Source organism: Haloparvum sedimenti, from assembly GCF_001462205.1.
Lineage (GTDB): Archaea > Halobacteriota > Halobacteria > Halobacteriales > Haloferacaceae > Haloparvum > Haloparvum sedimenti.
The window spans coordinates 11,993-29,214 of the sequence record NZ_LKIR01000040.1 but is presented as its reverse complement, the minus strand read 5'-3'; the positions used below and the strand labels follow the sequence as shown (position 1 = coordinate 29,214).

11 protein-coding genes and 1 pseudogene are annotated in these 17,222 nt (G+C 69.9%); 6 read left to right on the top strand and 6 right to left on the bottom strand.

Translation table 11 applies throughout. From position 1 onward, the window contains the following. The 3 genes and pseudogenes from AN233_RS18350 to AN233_RS02090 all read right to left on the bottom strand — a co-directional run. Window positions 1–105 (bottom strand): annotated as a pseudogene (locus AN233_RS18350) (HAD family hydrolase); the annotation flags it as partial. A gap of 90 nt (window positions 106–195) precedes the next feature. Next, window positions 196–1,242: a DUF4382 domain-containing protein gene (locus AN233_RS02095; protein WP_080508302.1), complete on the bottom strand. Its 1,047-nt coding sequence runs from the start codon at window positions 1,240–1,242 to the stop codon at window positions 196–198. A 127-nt stretch (window positions 1,243–1,369) separates the two neighbouring features. Continuing rightward, window positions 1,370–3,583, bottom strand: coding sequence for a PAS domain S-box protein (locus AN233_RS02090; RefSeq protein WP_058365210.1), 2,214 nt, complete (start codon window positions 3,581–3,583; stop codon window positions 1,370–1,372). A 255-nt stretch (window positions 3,584–3,838) separates the two neighbouring features. On the opposite strand from AN233_RS02090, the gene AN233_RS02085 reads away from it, so the two are divergent. The 3 genes from AN233_RS02085 (at window position 3,839) to gdhB (ending at window position 8,289) form a co-directional block, all read left to right on the top strand. Further along, window positions 3,839–6,712: a bacterio-opsin activator domain-containing protein gene (locus AN233_RS02085; RefSeq protein ID WP_058365209.1), complete on the top strand. Its 2,874-nt coding sequence runs from the start codon at window positions 3,839–3,841 to the stop codon at window positions 6,710–6,712. A gap of 117 nt (window positions 6,713–6,829) precedes the next feature. Continuing rightward, the gene (locus tag AN233_RS16680; protein WP_125919955.1) at window positions 6,830–6,973 is read left to right on the top strand and encodes a rubrerythrin-like domain-containing protein; all 144 of its coding nucleotides are present in this window, start codon (window positions 6,830–6,832) and stop codon (window positions 6,971–6,973) included. Continuing rightward, window positions 6,970–8,289: a glutamate dehydrogenase GdhB gene (gene gdhB / locus AN233_RS02080; RefSeq protein ID WP_058365208.1), complete on the top strand. Its 1,320-nt coding sequence runs from the start codon at window positions 6,970–6,972 to the stop codon at window positions 8,287–8,289. Before AN233_RS16680 ends, gdhB begins: the two co-directional genes overlap by 4 nt. Window positions 8,290–8,326: 37 nt before the next feature. Here the strand turns inward: gdhB and AN233_RS02075 are convergent, their stop codons facing one another. Beyond that, on the bottom strand, window positions 8,327–9,085 hold the full coding sequence (locus tag AN233_RS02075) for a TrmB family transcriptional regulator (protein ID WP_058365207.1): 759 nt from the start codon (window positions 9,083–9,085) through the stop codon (window positions 8,327–8,329). Between the two features lie 187 nt (window positions 9,086–9,272). Here AN233_RS02075 and AN233_RS02070 point away from each other — a divergent pair, with 187 nt between their 5' ends. Beyond that, a complete protein-coding gene (locus AN233_RS02070; protein ID WP_058365206.1) occupies window positions 9,273–10,871 on the top strand; it encodes a COG1361 S-layer family protein in 1,599 nt (532 codons plus the stop codon). A 3-nt stretch (window positions 10,872–10,874) separates the two neighbouring features. Next, window positions 10,875–13,376 carry an efflux RND transporter permease subunit gene (locus AN233_RS02065; protein WP_058365205.1) on the top strand — a complete coding sequence of 834 codons (2,502 nt, stop codon included), beginning with the start codon at window positions 10,875–10,877 and terminating at the stop codon, window positions 13,374–13,376. Window positions 13,377–13,424: 48 nt separating this feature from the next. Here AN233_RS02065 and AN233_RS02060 read toward each other — a convergent pair whose 3' ends face one another. After that, window positions 13,425–14,192, bottom strand: a complete 768-nt coding sequence (locus AN233_RS02060) for a DICT sensory domain-containing protein (RefSeq protein WP_058365204.1) — start codon at window positions 14,190–14,192, stop codon at window positions 13,425–13,427. A gap of 127 nt (window positions 14,193–14,319) precedes the next feature. On the opposite strand from AN233_RS02060, the gene AN233_RS02055 reads away from it, so the two are divergent. Continuing rightward, window positions 14,320–15,777 carry a receiver/sensor box histidine kinase gene (locus tag AN233_RS02055; RefSeq protein ID WP_058365203.1) on the top strand — a complete coding sequence of 486 codons (1,458 nt, stop codon included), beginning with the start codon at window positions 14,320–14,322 and terminating at the stop codon, window positions 15,775–15,777. A 56-nt stretch (window positions 15,778–15,833) separates the two neighbouring features. On the opposite strand, the gene AN233_RS02050 is transcribed toward AN233_RS02055, so the two are convergent. Next, on the bottom strand, window positions 15,834–17,222 hold a 1,389-nt coding region (locus tag AN233_RS02050; protein ID WP_058365202.1), incomplete at its 5' end, for an HD domain-containing protein.

The following is a 17,222-nucleotide window of genomic DNA, read 5'->3' as shown; positions in this document are numbered from 1 at the left end:
AAGCCGCTTCGCCTCCGCGAACGCCGCCCGCTTGCCCGCCTCGTTACAGGGCGGGTACGGATACAGCGTGTCGTCGAGGTCCAGAAAGACCGCCTCGTAGCTCATGGCGGCCACTACGCGCCCCGCGAGTTACGTCTTTGGCAATCGGCCGGCCGGACGGTCACAGCCGCGCTCGTGGCGCGGCCGTGATCCGGATCAGTCGCCTCCGGAGTTCCCGCCGGCGTCCTCGGGCGACCCCTCGTCGGTTTCGTCCGTTTCCGTGGACTCTTCGTCGGTTTCGTCCGTCTCGGTCCCCTCGTCGTCTCCGTCGTCCTCGCCGTCTTCGCCGTCCTCACCGACCTCCTCCACGTCAACGTCCTTCCCGGCGACGCCACTCTCGGAGATAACCGGCAGCAGGTTGTACTCGCCGGTGTTGCCCTTCTTGACCACGTTGATGTCGAAGACGAAGCTCAGGGACTCGCCGGCGACGACCTCGAACGGCTTGACGATCTGGAGCTTCTCGCTCGGCACCTTCACGCCGACGGTCTCGCCGTCGACGATCCCCTCTGCGTCGCGCACGTGCAACTCGACCTTGGTGTAGCGCCCCGCCGGGAGCTCGCCGTCGAACACGCTGACGGCCTTGTCGCCGACGACCTCGGTCAGGTCGACCGTCCTCCCGTCGAGGTCGATCTCGGAGAAGCCGTTCTCCCCGTCGTCGTTTTCGTCCTCCTCGGACTCGTCTTCCTCCTCGTCCGCGTCTTCGTCGCCGTCCTCAGTCTCGTCGGCCGCGTCCTCGTCCGTGGACTCCGCCTCGGTCGTCGCCTCGGTGGTCGTCGCCTCCGCCGTCGCCGTCTCGGTCGTCGTCTCCGTCGACTCCGCGGTTTCGGTCCCGCTTTCGGTCCCGTCCTCGGTCTCCGACTCGTCCTCGGTCTCCTCGTCGTCCCCCTCGCCGCGGAACACGCGGGCGTGATCGAGGGTCACGTTCAGCTCCTCGAAGTCGCCGATGTCGGCGGGCTGGTCGCTGACGAGCAGCCGGAAGCTTCCCACGGTCGTCGACCCGTCCGACCCCGACTCGGTGGTCGAGCCGTCGCCGGTCCCGTCGCCGTCCGCGGTCGTTCCGTCCGAGTCGGTCGCGCCCGAGCAGCCGGCCAGAAGCGTCGCGCTCGCGCCCGCCCCGAGCGCGACGAACCGGCGGCGCCCCACCGCGTCCGTCGCTCCCGCACTGTTCCGATCCTCGCCGTCCGTCGTTCCTGAGTCGTGCATCGTGTTCGAACCACGGGCCCTCGGAGGGTTATAAAGCCGACATCGTCCACCCGAGTTTGGTCGGTTTAACTCCGTTTGCGGGTCGCTTTTGCGGCGGCTGACGAGCGCCGAAGGCCGTCGGGACGGGTCAGCGGTCGGTCGTCACGTCGAATCGGGCGCCGCCGTCGTCCCCGTTCGTCGCCGAGACCGCCCAGCCGTGGCGGTCGGCGACCTCGTCGACGATGCTGAGCCCGAAGCCCGTTCCGTCGGCGGCGGTGGTGTATCCCGACTCGAACACGTCCTCGAGTTCGGACTCCGGGAGCCCGACCCCGTCGTCGGACACGTAGAAGCCGTCCGCCGTGTCACCGGCCGTTATGCTGACGTCCGCCCCGCCGTGTTTGACCGCGTTCCGGAGGAGGTTCGACACGAGCTGGCGGAGCTGGTCGCGGTCGGCCTCGACGGTCCGGTCGGTCTCGACCGTCAGCGTCGCGTTCGCCGTCGGGAGCGTCTCCCAGCACGTCCGCACGATGTCCGACAGCCGGACCGGCTCGATGTCCATCGCCGCTTCGCCCGTCTGTGCGAGCGCCAGCAGGTCCTCGATCAGCGCGTCCATGCGGTCCAGCGCGTCGTCGATCCCGTCGATGTGCTCGCTTTCGCAGTCCTCCCGCAGCAGTTCGATGCGCCCCTCCGCGACCTGCAGCGGGTTCCGAAGGTCGTGGCTCACGACGCTGGTGAACCGGTCGAGCCGTTCGTTCTGTTGCACGAGTTCGCGCTCGCGGCGCTTCTGCCGGCTGATGTCCCGGTCCATCGCCACGAACCGATCCTCGCCGTCCAGATTCAGGCGGATGAGGTGGACCTCGATGGGGAACGTCGACCCGTCCTCGCGTTCGAGCTTTCCCTCGAACCGATGCGAGGTGTTCGGCGGGAGGGTCTCCCAGAACGAGGTCGCGCGGTCGCGGTCGGCCGTCGGGTCGATGTCCCAGACGGTTCGCCCGACGAGTTCGCTCTCGGCGTACCCGAGCTCGGCGCACAGTCGCTGGTTGACGTCCCGGATGACGCCGTCGATGTCGTGGACCGCGATCATGTCCGGCGAGTGCTCGAAGAGGGCTTCGAGCCGCGCGGTGTGCGACTGCAGCCGCTCCTCGTCTCGTTTCCGCTCCGTCACGTCCTCGTGGAACTCGACGAAGAAGTCCAGGTCGCCCTCGTCGTCGAACAGCGGGGCGACGCGGACGCGGTTCCAGAACTCCTCGCCGTCTTTCCGGTAGCTTCGCAGTTCGACGGTCGCCGGTTCGCGGTCGTCGATCGCGGTACGAAGCTCCGCGAGCGCCCCGGCGGCGGTGTCCTCACCCCAGAGGATCCCGCGGTCCCGCCCGACGACCGCGTGCGTCTCGTAGCCGGTAAGCATCGTGAACGCGTCGTTCGCGTAGACGATCGGCTCGCCCGTCTCGAGGGGATCCGTCAGGACGATCCCGATCGGCGCCTCGTTCATCGCCCGCTCCCTCGCCGACGGCGGCGTCGCGCCCGTGTCGGCCGACGGCGGCGTCGCGCCCGTGTCGGCCATCGCCGGTGGTGTGCCCGTGTCGGCGATCGCCCGCGGACTGAGCGTACAGATGAGCGAGCCGTCGTCGCTGTACGAGAGCGCGTGATCGACGTCGATCTCCGTTCCGTCCTTCTGCAGGAACGAGGTGGTCCCGCGCCACCGCCCCTCGCGTGCCTCCGGGAGGAGCACGTCGTAGACGAACGGTACGTCCTCGTCGCGGTAGAACGTCTCCCAGTGGAGCCCGACGAGCTCCTCGCGGTCGTAGCCGAGGATCTCGCCACAGGCGTCGTTCGCGTACTCGATGTGGCCGTCCCCGTCGAGAATGGCGATGCCGTCCCGCGCCGTCTCGATGGCCTCGAGGCCGCGGTTGGCGTCCCGCTCGGCCCGGTATCCCGCGACCGCGTTCCGTACCCGGTTGGCGAGGACTCGGTACTGCTCCGTGCCGCCGGCCTTCTGTAAGTAGTCGGTGACGCCGGCCGAGATGGCCTCGCTGGCGATCTCCTCGCTCCCCTTCCCGGTGAAGAGCACGAACGGGAGCCCGGGACGGCGGTCGCGGACGCGCTCGAGGAAGTTCAACCCGTCCAGCCCCGGCATGTCGTAATCGCTCACGACGCAGTCGACGGTGCAGTCCTCGTCGTCGAGCCGGTCGAGGGCGTCCCGCGGGTCCGTCTCGGTGTGGACGGTGAACGCGCCGTGTTCGCGCTCCAGGAACGTGGCGACGAGGTCGGCGAAGTCCGGCTCGTCGTCGACGTGGAGGATGTCGACGTCCTCCAGCTCCGCGGGCACTGCCGAGTCCGGGCTCGCTTCGGCGTCACCGGTCATGAGTCCGTCTCGGGGCCGCCGTGGTAATTGTCTTGGTCGCCCCGAACGCGGCTCGCCACGGCGGTCGCGTCGCGGTCTCGTCGCCGGGCCGCCGCGACCACGGTGGCTGTTGTCCATGAAACCGGGGATACACTCCTGGTTGATAAGTAAACAGCAGCGTTTTGGTCGTCGCACGAGTAGCAGTCGGCATCAGACCTCCGCACCGACCCGCGGGTTTCGTGCTCAACCGTTCCCGTTCCCACTCCCGTTCCCCACATGAGTCCCACCGCCAGTAGCCTCCTCGACACGTCCGCGGTCGTCGTCGTTGGCGACGAACCGTGGCTCGCCGCCTACGCCGACGCGCTCCACCAGGAATCCGGCGCGACCGTCCGTCGCGTCTCGACCGCGGCGGCGGCCCGCGAGACGCTCTCCCGCGAGCGCGCCGACTGCGTCGTCGCCGACTACACCCTCCCGAACGGAACCGGTATCGACCTCGTTCGTCGCGTCCGCGAGGAGATGCCGACGCTCCCGGTCGTCCTGGGAACGGCCGACGGCAGCGAGTCGATCGCCGCCGAGGCCATCGAGGCGGGGGTCACCGACTACCTCCGGGTCTCCGAGCCGGTGTCGGACGCCGTCGATGACGCCCTCCGGCGCACCGAGGCCGCGATCCGGGAGGCCCGGCGGTCGGAGACGCGACGCGAGCGTGCGCGACAGTTCGACGCCGTCTTCCACGACGCCGAGTCGGCGACGTGGGTGCTCGACCCCGAGGGCACGCTCACGCGCGTCAACCGCGCCGCCCGCGAGGCGGTGGCCGCGGACGCCGACGCGGTCGTCGGGGAGCCGTTCTGGACGCTCCCGTGGTGGGACGACGACCGGACGCGCGCCGATGTCCGCCGCCTCGTGGAGGCGGCGCGAGACGGGGAGTCCGGCCACGCCGTGCTTCCCCGGGACGCGGTCGCCGGCAGCCGCGTGCTGGAACTCTCCGTGCGGCCGGTCACCGACGGACAGGGCGAGCTCGTCTCGATCATCGTCGACAGCGACGAGATCACCGACCGCGTCGACCTCGAGCGTGAGCTCCGACAGTCCGAGGAGCTCCACCGGGTCACGCTCAACAACATGACCGACACCGTGCTCATGACCGACGCGGACGGCGAGTACACCTACGTCTGTCCGAACGTCCACTTCATCTTCGGATACACCGCCGACGAGATCCGCGACCTGGGCACGATCGACGACCTGCTCGGCGACGACCTCTTCGACCGCGAGGCGCTCGCCGAGGAGGGCGTCCTGAAGAACATCGAGACCACCGCCACGGACAAGGCGGGCCGCGAGCACACCCTGCTGGTGAACGTTCGCGAGGTGTCGATCCAGGACGGGACGCTGCTGTACAGCTGTCGGGACATCACGAAGCGCAAGCAGCGCGAACAGGCGCTCGCCACCCTCCAGGAGACCGCCCGGGAGTTCCTGTACGCCGAGACCCATCAGGAGATCGCCCAGCACGTCGTCGACGACACCGCGGCCGTGCTCGACCTCGACGCCAGCGCCGTCTACCGCTTCGACGCCGACGACAACCACCTCGAGCCGGTCGCTCACTCGCGGGCGATGCGCGAGGTACACGGTCCCTTGCCCGCCGTTCACGCCGACGGCCGTGACCTCGTGAGCCACTGTTTCGTCGAGGACGAGCCCCTGTTCTTCGCGGACGTCCACGACGCCGACCGTCTCACAAACCCGGCGACCGACCTCCGGAGCGCGGCGTACATCCCGCTCGGGGACCACGGCGTGTTCGTCGCCGGCTCGACCGCGGTCGGCGCCTTCGACGACGTGACCCGGGAGCTCGCGGACCTGCTGGCGGCGACCGCCGAGGCGGCGCTCGACCGCGTCGACCGGGAGTCGAAGCTCCGCGAACAGGACCGGGAGCTCCAGCGGCGGAACGACCAGCTCACAGCGCTCAACCGCATCAACGAGACCATCCGCGAGATCGATCAGGCGATCGTCCGGTCGGAGACCCGCGAAGAGATCGACCACACCGTCTGCGACCGACTCACCGCCGACGGGCGCTTCCGGTTCGCGTGGATCGGCACCCTCGACGACGCGGGGGAGACGGTGACGCCGCAGACGTGGGCGGGGACCGATCAGGGCTACCTCGACGCCCGGTCGATCCCGGTCTCCGCGGACGGCGTCGACCCCGCGGGCCGGACCGCGGCGACGGGCGAGGTGACCCACGTCGCGAACGTCGCGGCCGACCTCCGCGCGGCCCCGTGGCGCACGGACGCCATCTCCCGGGACCTGCTGTCCGTGGTGAGCGTCCCGCTCGTGTACAACGACCTCTCGTACGGCGTGTTGACGGTGTACGCGGAAACGCCCGACGCCTTCGACGGGACCGTTCGGGCCGTGCTCGCGGAGCTGGGCGAGACCATCGCCGCCGCGATCAGCGCCAGCGAGCGCAAGCGGGCGCTCCTCACCACGTCGCTGACGCGGGTCGAGTACGCGGTCGCCGACCCGTCGTTCGTGCTCGCTCGGCTGGCCGACGCCGCCGACTGCGCGCTCACCTACGAGGGGGGCGTTCGACAGACGGCCGGCGGCAACGACGTGTTCGTCACCGTCGCGGACGCGCCGCTCGACGCCGTCGTCGACGCGACGCGCCGGCTCACCGTCGTCGAGGACGCGCGGTCGATCCGGGGCGGCGACGCCGGCGGCGTGGTGCGTCTCCGGCTCTCCGAGCCGTTCCTCGCGGCGGAACTGGCCGACCACGGCGCCGTTCTACAGAGCGCGTCGGCCACGCCGGCCGGTGAGACGACGCTGGTCGTCGACGTGCCCGGCGGCGTCGAGGTGCGGAACGTCACGCGGTTCGTCGGCGACCGGTTCGCGGACGCCGATCTCACGTCCAAGCAGACGCGCGAGCAGGCCTCCGAGCACGGGTTCTACGCGTCGGTGCTCGACCGCATGACCGACAGGCAGCTCGAAGTCCTCGAGACGGCGTACTACAGCGGCTTCTTCGAGTCGCCGCGACGGGCGACCGGGGAGACCGTCGCGGACTCGCTGGGCATCTCCCCGCAGGCGTTCTACCAGCACATCCGGACCGCACAGCGGAAGTTGTTCGCGGCGCTGATCGAGGACCACACGCCGGTCGCGACTTCCCCGTCTGGTTGAACTATAAACCTCCACTCTCAGCAGTGGTTCGATAATCAACTACTGAATATTCCCTTATATCCTCATTATGGCCTTGTAGAGTCCCCCGCGCCGGACGGCCGGGGCGCTCGACCACCCATGAGAGACGTCGACCAGAACTCGGCCGAGGTATCGCCCTACGAGTGCTTCGCGTGCGGGAACGTGGTGCTCGCCGAGAACGCCCCAGACCGGTGTCCGGACTGTGCCGGCCAGATGCGGAACCGACGAACGCCGATCGAATGACGATGCCTCCGACATCGACGTCCGCGACGACGCGCACGGAGCGGGACCACGAGACGACGGAGGAGCCGACCGAACCGGAGTCGGCGCTGGAGACGGCGCGCAGACAGCTCCAGCACGCGGCCGACCACCTCGACATCGACCCCGCCGTCGTCGAGCGGCTCAAACACCCGAAAAAAGTTCATGAGGTCACCGTCCCGATCGAGCGAGAGAACGGCGACGTGGAGGTGTACACCGGCTATCGCGCCCAGCACGACAGCGTCCGCGGCCCGTTCAAGGGCGGCCTCCGGTATCACCCGGACGTGACGCGCGAGGAGTGTGTCGGCCTCTCGATGTGGATGACCTGGAAGTGCGCCGTGATGGACATCCCGTTCGGCGGCGCGAAGGGCGGCATCGCCGTGAACCCGAAGGACCTGTCCACGGAGGAGACCGAGCGGCTGACGCGTCGGTTCACGGACGAGATCCGGTCGGTCATCGGGCCGACGACGGACATCCCCGCGCCCGACATGGGAACGGACCCGCAGACGATGGCCTGGCTGATGGACGCCTACTCGATGCAGGAGGGCGAGACGGTCCCGGGCGTGGTCACCGGCAAGCCGCCGGTCGTCGGCGGCAGCGAGGGCCGCGACGCGGCGCCGGGTCGGAGCGTCGCGATCATCGCCCGCGAGGCGATCGAGTACTACGACAAGGAGCTCAGGGAGACCTCGGTCGCCGTGCAGGGGTTCGGGAGCGTCGGCTCGAACGCCGCGACGCTGCTCGACGACTGGGGCGCGAACGTGGTCGCCGTGAGCGACGTCAACGGCGGGGTCTACGACCCGAACGGGCTTGACACGCACGCGATCCCCTCCCATCACGAGGAGCCGGAGGCGGTGCTGACTCACGAGGCTCCGGAGACGGTGACGAACGACGAGCTGCTGAAACTCGACGTCGACGTGGTGATCCCGGCGGCGATCGGGAACGTCCTGACCGCGGCCAACGCGGACGAGGTGGCCGCGGACATCGTCATCGAGGGGGCGAACGGCCCCACGACGAGCGCCGCCAGCGCGATCCTCGCCGAGCGGGACGTTCCGGTGATCCCGGATATCCTCGCGAACGCCGGCGGCGTCACGGTGAGCTACTTCGAGTGGCTCCAGGACATCAACCGTCGCGCGTGGTCGCTCAAGCGCGTCAACGAGGAACTGGAGACGGAGATGCTCGCCGCCTGGCGAACCGTCCGCGAGGAGTTCGAGGCGCGGGACGTGACGTGGCGCGATGCGGCCTACGTCGTCGCGCTGTCGCGGATCGCGGAGGCCCACGAGGCGCGTGGGCTCTGGCCTTGACCGTCGCGAGTTCCTCCGGTGTCTGAAAAGGCGAGACTCACCGCCCTCCGCTCACCGACGACTCGACGAGCGAGACGATCAGTTCGGCGAAGCCGGACCCCTGACTCCAGAAGGCGGTCTCCTCGGCGTTCGGGAGGTCGTCGCTCCCGCGGACGCCGTGGAGCATCCCGTCGTCGTCCACGAGCAGCATGCGGCTCGTGTTCTCGTCGTCGGTGACCTCCTCGGGGGGGTCGAGCGTCGCGACCGGCGTGTCGGCGAACCGCTCCCGGATCGCCGGGTCCTCGGCGATCACGAGGACCTCGATTCCCTCGCCGGCGCGGTCGACGAGCGCGTCCGCGACGGCGTCGGGGAGGAACTCCGCCTCGGCGATGCCGGCGACCAGCCGCCGGTCCGCGTTCCGGATCAGTTCGATCACGCGGGCGTCGACTGACTCGCGTCCCCGGACGACCCAGATCTCCTCGGCCGTCTCGTCGGCGCCGGTCTGGTCGCGCTCGCGCCGCTGTAACCCCTCGCGGGCGGCCTCGAGGTCGCGCTCGAGGCGGGACCGGAGCACGCCCACCGTCTCGTCGGGCGAGAGCGCCTGGTACTCCTTCGGGTTGGTGTGCTGAACGTGGAGCAGTCCGCGCGACTGGAGGCCGTCCGTGGCGGGGTACACCTGCGACCGGGGCACGTCCGCGGCCTCCGCGATCCGTCGCGCCGGTCCGGTGCCGATGGACTGGAGCCCCAACAGTACCTTCGCCTCGTTGGTCGCCAGCCCCAACCGCTCGAGTGCGGGGACCGCGTCGTCGTCGGTCATCGACGGAGCATTCCTTTCGGTACGTATATATGTGGTGGGTTTGTTGGGAGGAACATCACAACAGTCACGTCGGCGCTCGCCGGCGACGGTCCTCCAACCTCATGGCTCCCACGCACACGATCCCGGTGACGACGCGGCGAGGCGCGTACAGCGACATCGAGTTCTCCCGCGGTTCGGGGGGTGAGCCATGACGAGGCGGGCCCGCCTCGCGACCGCCGCGCTCGCGGTGCTGCTCGTGACCTCGATGGTCGCGGGGCCGGTCGCCGGCCAGAGCTTCGCCCGCGGGGAGCCGGACATCTCGGCGCACCTCCCGGACAACGACGTGACCCCGGGGAGCGAGTCGACCTTGGAGGTCCAGCTGCTGAACGACGGAGAGCTCGAGGCCGGACTGGACGGATCGCAGGTGAAGACCGCCCGCGGCGTCACGGTCGCGGTCGACGACGCCGGTCCGTTCGAGGTGACCACCGAGCGCACGGCGCTCGGCACGATTCAGGACGGACAGGTCGTCACGGCCCCGTTCCGCGTGACGGCGCCCGAGGACCTGGAGCCGGGCACCTACCAGATCGACCTCGAGGTCGAGTACTCGTACACCTCCGGCTCCTACCCGAACTCCGGCTTCACGAACGAGCGCACGGAGACGGAGGACGTCTCGGTGACCGTCGAGGTCGTCGACGAGCCGCGCTTCGCCATCGGCAACGTCAGCACCGATGTCCAGCCCGGCACGAGCGGCGAGGCGACGGTTCCGATCGAGAACGTCGGCTCGTCGACCGCCTACGAGGCGCGAGCGACCGTCTCCGGGAGCGGCGGCGTGACCGTCGGCGGGAGCGCGGGCGCCGCGGAGGCGTACCTCGGGACGCTCGCGCCCGGTGAGGTCCGAAACGTCACCGTTGACGCCAGCGTCGCGGAGTCGGTCGTCGCCGGCGACACGCCCGTCGAGGCGGCGGTCCGGTACCGCGACGACGACGGCGTCGACCGCGAAGCGCCGCCCGCGTACGGCAGCCTCCATCCCGAGGCGGAACAGGAGGTCGCCATCGAGGACCTCGCGGACACGCTCTCGGTGGGGTACGACGGCGAGATCAGGGGGACGCTCCGCAACGAGGGGCCGACCGCGCTCACCGACGCCGTGCTGGTGATCGAGCCGACCACCGACTCGCTGATCGTCGAGGAGCGGCGCTACGCGCTGCCCGAGCTGGCGGCCGGCGAGGCGGCCGACTTCGCGTTCCCGACCGACGTGGGCGGCTCCGCCGACCCCGGCCCCCGGCAGGTCCGGTTCTCCGTCGAGTACAGCAACGACGGTCGCCAGACCGCGACCGTCGGCCCCGTCTCAGAGCGCGTGGTCGTCGACGAGCGCCAGTCCGCCTTCGGGGTGGAGAACGTGCGGGCGAACGTCACCGCGGGCGGGTCGACGGAGCTCGTCGTGGCGATCACCAACCAGCGGCCCGAGCCGCTCTCGAACGTGAACGCGAAGGTGTACGCGGACAGCCCGCTGTCGGTCGCCAACGACGAGGCGTTCGTGGACGAGCTCGCGCCGAACGGGACGACCGAGATCCGGTTCTCCGTCTCCGCGTCCGCGGGGACGATGGCGAAGACGTACCCCGTGGAGATGGACTTCCAGTACGACACCGCCCGCGGCGAGACCGTCCTCTCGGACACGTATCAACAGCCCGTCGCGGTGTCCGAACCGGTCGACGACGGTGGCGGTCCGTCGCCGGTGATCCTCATCGGCGGGCTCGTCGCGGTCATCGCCCTGATCGCCGGCGGGGTCGTCCTGTATCGGCGGCGCTGACAGATGCGCGGACCGGACCCCGATCGGACGCCGATCGACGCGCTCACGGAGCGGATCAACGACGCCGTCTCCGGCCGACCGCGGACCGTCGTCGTCGCGTTCCTGATCGTCTCGCTGGTCTTCGCGGGCGGGATGGGGATGGGCGGCGAACAGCAGGCCGGCACCGACCAGTTCACCGCCGACGTCGAGGAGCAGGACGCCCTCGACGCGATGGAGGAGGACTTCTCGCGCGGCAGCCGCGAGAGCGGCGGGAGCACGGCGACGCTGTTCGTCTCCGACGACCGCAACGTCCTCTCGAAGCCGAGCCTGTTGCGGATGCTGACCGCACAGGAGCGGCTGGAGGACAAAGACGAGCTCCGGGTGTCCACCACGACCGGGCCGGCGTCGATCGTCGCGACGCAGCTCGATCCGAGCGCCGACACCGCCGAGGCGCAGCGGCGCGCGGTCGAGCGAGCCACCGCGCGGGAGCTGGACGCCGCCATCCGCCGGGCGGCCAACAACGGGGGTATCGGCCCGGTCAGCACCGACTTCACCGCCGAGTCGGGGTCCGCTGAGGTCGCGCAGGTCGTCGTCCAGTACGACACGCCACCGGCCGCGAGCACGGGCCAGCGTGCGAGCATCCAGACGCGGACGGTCGACGTGGTCGGCGGCGTCGAGGGGCTGGAACCCGGCGAGAACGTGGTCGTCTTCGGCGACGCGATCATCAACGAGGAGGTCAATCAGCTGTTGACCGACACCGCGATCATCGTCTTCCCCGCCGCGCTGCTTCTGATCGTCTTCTTCCTCGTCGTGGCCTACCGGGACCCGGTCGACCTCGGCCTCGGCGTGGTCGCGCTGCTGATGACGCTCGTGTGGACGTTCGGGTTCATGGGCTACGCGTCCATCCCGTTCTCCGACTCGCTTGTCACCGTCTTCCCGCTGCTGCTCGCGGTCGGGATCGACTTCGGGATCCACATCATCAACCGGTACCGCGAGGAGCGCGCCGAGGGGGCGGCGATCGGCGAGGCGATGCGGCTCACGACCGACCAGCTGACGACCGCCTTCTTCATCGTCACGCTCACGACCGTCTTCGGCTTCGCCGCCAACCTCACCAGTTCGCTCGGCCAGCTCCAGGACTTCGGGATCGTCGCCGCGGCGGGGATCGTCTTCACGTTCCTGATCTTCGGCGTGTTCCTGCCCGCGGGGAAGGTCGTCCTCGACCGGCTCCGGGAGGGGACCCGCTTCCCGCGGTTCGGGACCGCGCCGCTCGGCCGCGAGGGGTCGATCATGGGGACGGTCCTCCCGCTCGGGGCGAAGGCGGCCCGGGTCGCGCCCGTCATCGTGCTCGTCGTCGCGCTCGTCGCGGGCGCGGCCGGGGGTGCGTACGGGACCGGGGTCGACACGGAGTTCTCGCAGGAGGCGTTCTTCCCCGACCAGGAGAAGGTCGACGCCTACGGCCAGCTCCCGGAGCCGCTCGCGCCGTCGGAGTACACGTTCATGCGCGTGCTCGACCACCTCGAGGAGGACTTCGACCAGGGGTTCATCGGCTCGGTGACGCTGTACGTGCAGGACAGGGACGTGCGGTCGAATGTCGCGCTGGAGGATGTCGACCGGGCCACGCGGGACCCGCCCGACGCGTTCGCCTCCGAGAACCGCCGCGCGGAGGCGACCAGCATCGTCTCGGTGATGGAGTCGCGCGCCGCCGCCGACCCCGAGTTCGCAGCGATGGTCGACCGCTTCGACACGGACGGCGACGGAATCCCGGACCGCGAGGTCGACCGCGTCTACGACGAGCTGCTGTCGTCGGCACACGGCGACCGGGCGCGCAACTACCTCACCGCGGACCGCAGCGCGACGCGGATCGAGTACACGCTCACGGCCGACGCCGACCAGGCGGAGGCGACCGCGGCCGCGAACGCGGTCGCCGAGGACATGCGCCTCGACGCGACGCCGACAGGCACGCTCGTGGTCAACCAGGTGGTGATCGACCGGATCACCGAGTCGGCGATCCGGAGCCTGATCGTCGCGTTCCTGCTGACGGCGGCGTTCCTGATGGTCTCGTACTGGTGGCTGGAGAGCCGGGCCGTCTACGGCCTGATCAACCTCGTCCCGGTGCTCGTCACCGTCGGCCTGCTGGCGGGGTCGATGCGCTACTTCGGGATCCCGCTCACGCCGTTCAACGCGCCGATCCTCTCCGTGTCGATCGGGCTGGGGGTCGACTACACGGTCCACTACATGCACCGCTTCGTCGACGAGTACGAGGCGGGCCGGAGCGTCGAGGAAGCCCTGCTGATCACCTCTCGGGGCACCGGCGGGGCGCTCACGGGGAGCATGCTCACGACCGTCTGCGGGCTCGGAACCCTCTATCTCGCGCTGATCCCGCTGGTCGCTGAGTTCGGGGTCCTGCTCGCGCTCGGGGTGTTCTACGCCTACCTCGCGTCGATCTTCGTGCTCCCCTCCGTCATCGTGGTCTGGGACCGCACCGCCTCGCTGGCCGCGCCGGTCGCGAACGCCGTGACGCGCTGACCCAACGGGAATCCGCGGACACTGAGCCGCCCCCGCTCCGTGGCCCCCTCAGAGCTCGCTGGCGAGGTAGGCCTCGATCTCGCGGACGGTCCCGGCGTCGAACGTCCAGTAGCCGTCCCACACGTTCCGCTCGCGCTCGATCGCGACGAGGCCGACGTGGTCGTCTCGGTCGTCGGGGTCGTCCGGCGTGAACACCACGAACCACGACCGCCGGTACTCGTAGGAGTCGCCGGCGTGGACCGTCACGGGGAGTTCGTGGACGTCCGCCCAGTCGTCGCGGCCGTAGACGTGGACGTCGACCGTCGTTTCGCCCAGGGACCGATAGACCTCGTTGGTCCCGCGCTCGTCCTGCAGGCGGGACAGTCGCTGGAACGACGACCGGAGCGTTCCCGCCCCGGCCTCGTAGGCAGTGCGCTCGATCACGCGCGACATCACGATCAGCAGGAGCTTCTCCTTGTTCGAGGCGGGGTAGCCGCGGACGGTGAACGCGAAGTCGTCGAGCCCCTCGAACACGTCCGGGAGGTCGATCTCCGTCAGCTTCCGGGCTCCCGTCTTGAACAGGTCCGAGTTGATCAGGAGGATCGAGTCCATCAGCGCGGACAGCGGGGAGCGGGCGACGATGTCCCCATCCTCGACGAGCGCGACCAGGTCCTCGCCTTCCCCCGCCATCTCGACGTCTTCGACGGCGACTGGCTGCGTATCGAGGAGGTCCCCGAGGAGGTTCCGCACGGCGTCCGGGGAGGACCGATTGATCAGCAACAGGGACCGATCGGGCGCGTTTGCCCGATCGATGAACTCCCGGAGCGAATCGACCATCGTACGTAGGACCGGTTGCGACGCAAAAAAGACAAGTGTTCCGGCCGATTCCGGCCTCCATCTACGGCGCCTCGATGCGTGGGGCCGTACCAAACAGCTACTACCCTCGATCCCGTACCCCGACACAGTGAGTCCAGACGATCCGGTTCCCCCGGCGATCCTCCGGGACGTGCTCGACGGGCTTTCGTACTGCCTGGCGGTCGTCGACGAGGGCGGGCGCATCGTGGACCTGAACGAGGACTGGCGGTCGTTCGCCGCGACCGCGGACGTTCCCCTGGCACGGGCGGACGGTTCGGTGTACCTCGACACGCTGCGGGAGAGCGACGACCCGCACGCCGCCCGCGTCGCGGAGTCGGTCGTCACGGCGCTGGAGTCCGGCACCCAACCGCCGACGGTGCGGTACCCCTACACCGAGGGCGACGGCGCTCACGCGCGGTCGGTCCGCGTGATCCCGATCCAGCGCGACGGCCAGCGGTACGCGGTCGTCGTCCACGCCGACGTCGACGAGGACGTGCGCGCGGCCGCGGACCTCCGGCTGAAGGAGCGCGCGATGGATGAGGCGCCGGTGGGGATCACCATCGCCGACCCGGACCGCCCGGACTACCCGATCATCTACGCGAACGAGGCGTTCGAGCGCATCACCGGGTACTCCGTGCCCGAGGTGCTCGGGCGGAACTGCCGGTTCCTCCAGAACGACAACAGCGACGAGTCGTCGATCGCCGAGATGCGCCACGCCGTCGAGGAGGAAGAGTTCGTCTCCGTCGAGCTGATAAACGAGCGAAAAAACGGCGAGGAGTTCTGGAACCGGGTCACCATCGCGCCGCTTTTCGACGAGGACGGCGAGCTCACCCACTACGTCGGCTTTCAGGAAGACGTGACCGACCGCCACGAGACGGCGCTCGAACTGGAGCGGGAGCGCGACCGCTTGGCCCTGCTCAACCAGGTGGTCCGGCACGACATCCGCAACGACATGGCGGTCGCGCTGGGCTGGGGAGAGACGTTGACGGACCAGGTCGAGGGGGAGCGCCGCGACGCGCTCGAGCGCGTCCTCGACGCGGCGACCCACGCCAAGGACCTGACGACCGCGGTCGCCGACATCGAGCGCGTCTTCGCCGGCGAGGACCCCGAACTGGAGCCCACGCCGCTGGCGCCGGTGCTCCGCGAGGAGATCGGGCGGGTCAACTCCAGTTTCGACTTCCGCGCGGAGTCGGTGACGATCCGCGGCGGCGACGACCTCCCCGACGGCATCCGGGTCGAGGCAAGCTCGCTGCTCTCGTCGGTGTTCGGAAACCTGCTCGACAACGCCGTCTTCCACAACGACGGCGACCACCCCGAGATCACCGTCTCGATCGAGGAGCACGACGAGTCGGTCGTCGTCCGCATCGCCGACGACGGTCCCGGCGTTCCCGACGACCGCAAGCGCGAGGTGTTCGGCCGCGGCGAGAAGGGGCTCGAAAGCGCCGGGAGCGGGCTCGGTCTCTACCTCGTCGACCAGCTCGTGCGGTCGTACGGCGGCTCCGTCTGGATCGAGGACAACGACCCCCGCGGCGCGGTCTTCTGCGTCGAACTGCAGCGAGCCGACTGAGCGCGGGCCGTCCCTGGTCCGTCGGCATCCCCCCTAGCGTTCCGCCGGCGACGGGGCTACCGCTCCGGTGGCGCTTCGGGACCGTCGGAGCGGCTCTCGCGGTTTTCCACCGCGTCGGCTTCGGCCTGCCCGCCGTGTTCGGCGTGGAACCGCTCCACGAGCGTCCGCGTTGCGCGCTTCCGCTCCCCCTCCGGCACGAAGACGAACGGGATCGGCACGTCGAAGGCCCGCTCGCCGTAGAGTCCCCAGTCGCCGACCGACCGCGTCGTGCCGCCGTACGCGATGGGGATGTCGCGGAGTTCGCCCGGCTCGTACTCCGGCACGTAGGAGCGCTCGATCCACACCTCGTGGGGCGGGACCCCGATCTCCGCGGCGACGAGCTCCTCGAGGCGGTCGTCGTTGCTCACCAGCCACTCGCCGAAGGCGTCGAGGTCGGCGTCGACGCGGTCGGCGTACGCGATCCGGTGTTTCCAGCAGGTCTTCGGGAACCGGCGCGCCCGGAAGCGGTCGTACAGGTCCGCGAGCCGCCCCTCGGGGGCCTCGTCGGCGGCGTGACGCAACCGCTCCATCAGGGTGTTGTCGTCGATGTCCTCGTCGAGCACCTGGTCGATCGTCACGGGCGGCGCGTCCCGAAGTTCGTCGAGTTCCTCCAGCATCGCCCGGAGGAGGACGTTCGCGTACACCGACTTGTGGTGTTGGGTCACCCACATGTACAACGCGATCCGGCCCTCGAGGTAGTTGCCGATGGTCGAGAGCGCCTTCTCGGAGAGCGCCAGCCCCTCCTCGGGATGGGCGGTGTAGGCGTCTACCATCCGGTCCGTGTCGAAGCTCAACACGTCCGCGCCCGTCATGCGGTTGTCGCGGGTGATGTAGTCGAGCCGGTCCACGTCGATAGGCGAGTGGAGCAGCTGCGCGCCGAGCCCGTACTGCCACGGCCCGCCGCGCTCGTAGACGAGGCTGTAGCCGAGCACGTAGCCGCACACCTCCATCGGGTCCACCTCCAGCGCGCGGAGGGCGTCGCCGTACTCCCGCAAGACGATCAGACACCCGAGCAGCTCGTGGGTGCTGGCCGCACGCAGGGGGCCGTCGCGCAGTCCCGCCTCCTCGAAGGCGGCCACCAGCCCGCGGTCGGCGAGCCGGTCGTACAGCTCGGAGCGGTCCAGAAAGCCCTCCGCGAGGTGCGAGAAGGGCGGATGGCCGATGTCGTGGAGCAGGCACGCGCACGCGAGCGTGCGCTGGATCTCGTCCAACTCCTCCTCGCTCGCGTTTCGGGTGAAGTACGGCTGCGTGCGCAGATTCTCGAAGACGGTGCGTCCGAGGTGGTAGACGCCGAGGCTGTGCTCGAAGCGCGTGTGGTTCGCGCCGGGGTAGACGAGGTGCGTCGCCGACAGCTGGCGGACGTACCGCAGCCGCTGGAACGGGCGCGTGTCGACGATACGGTCGAC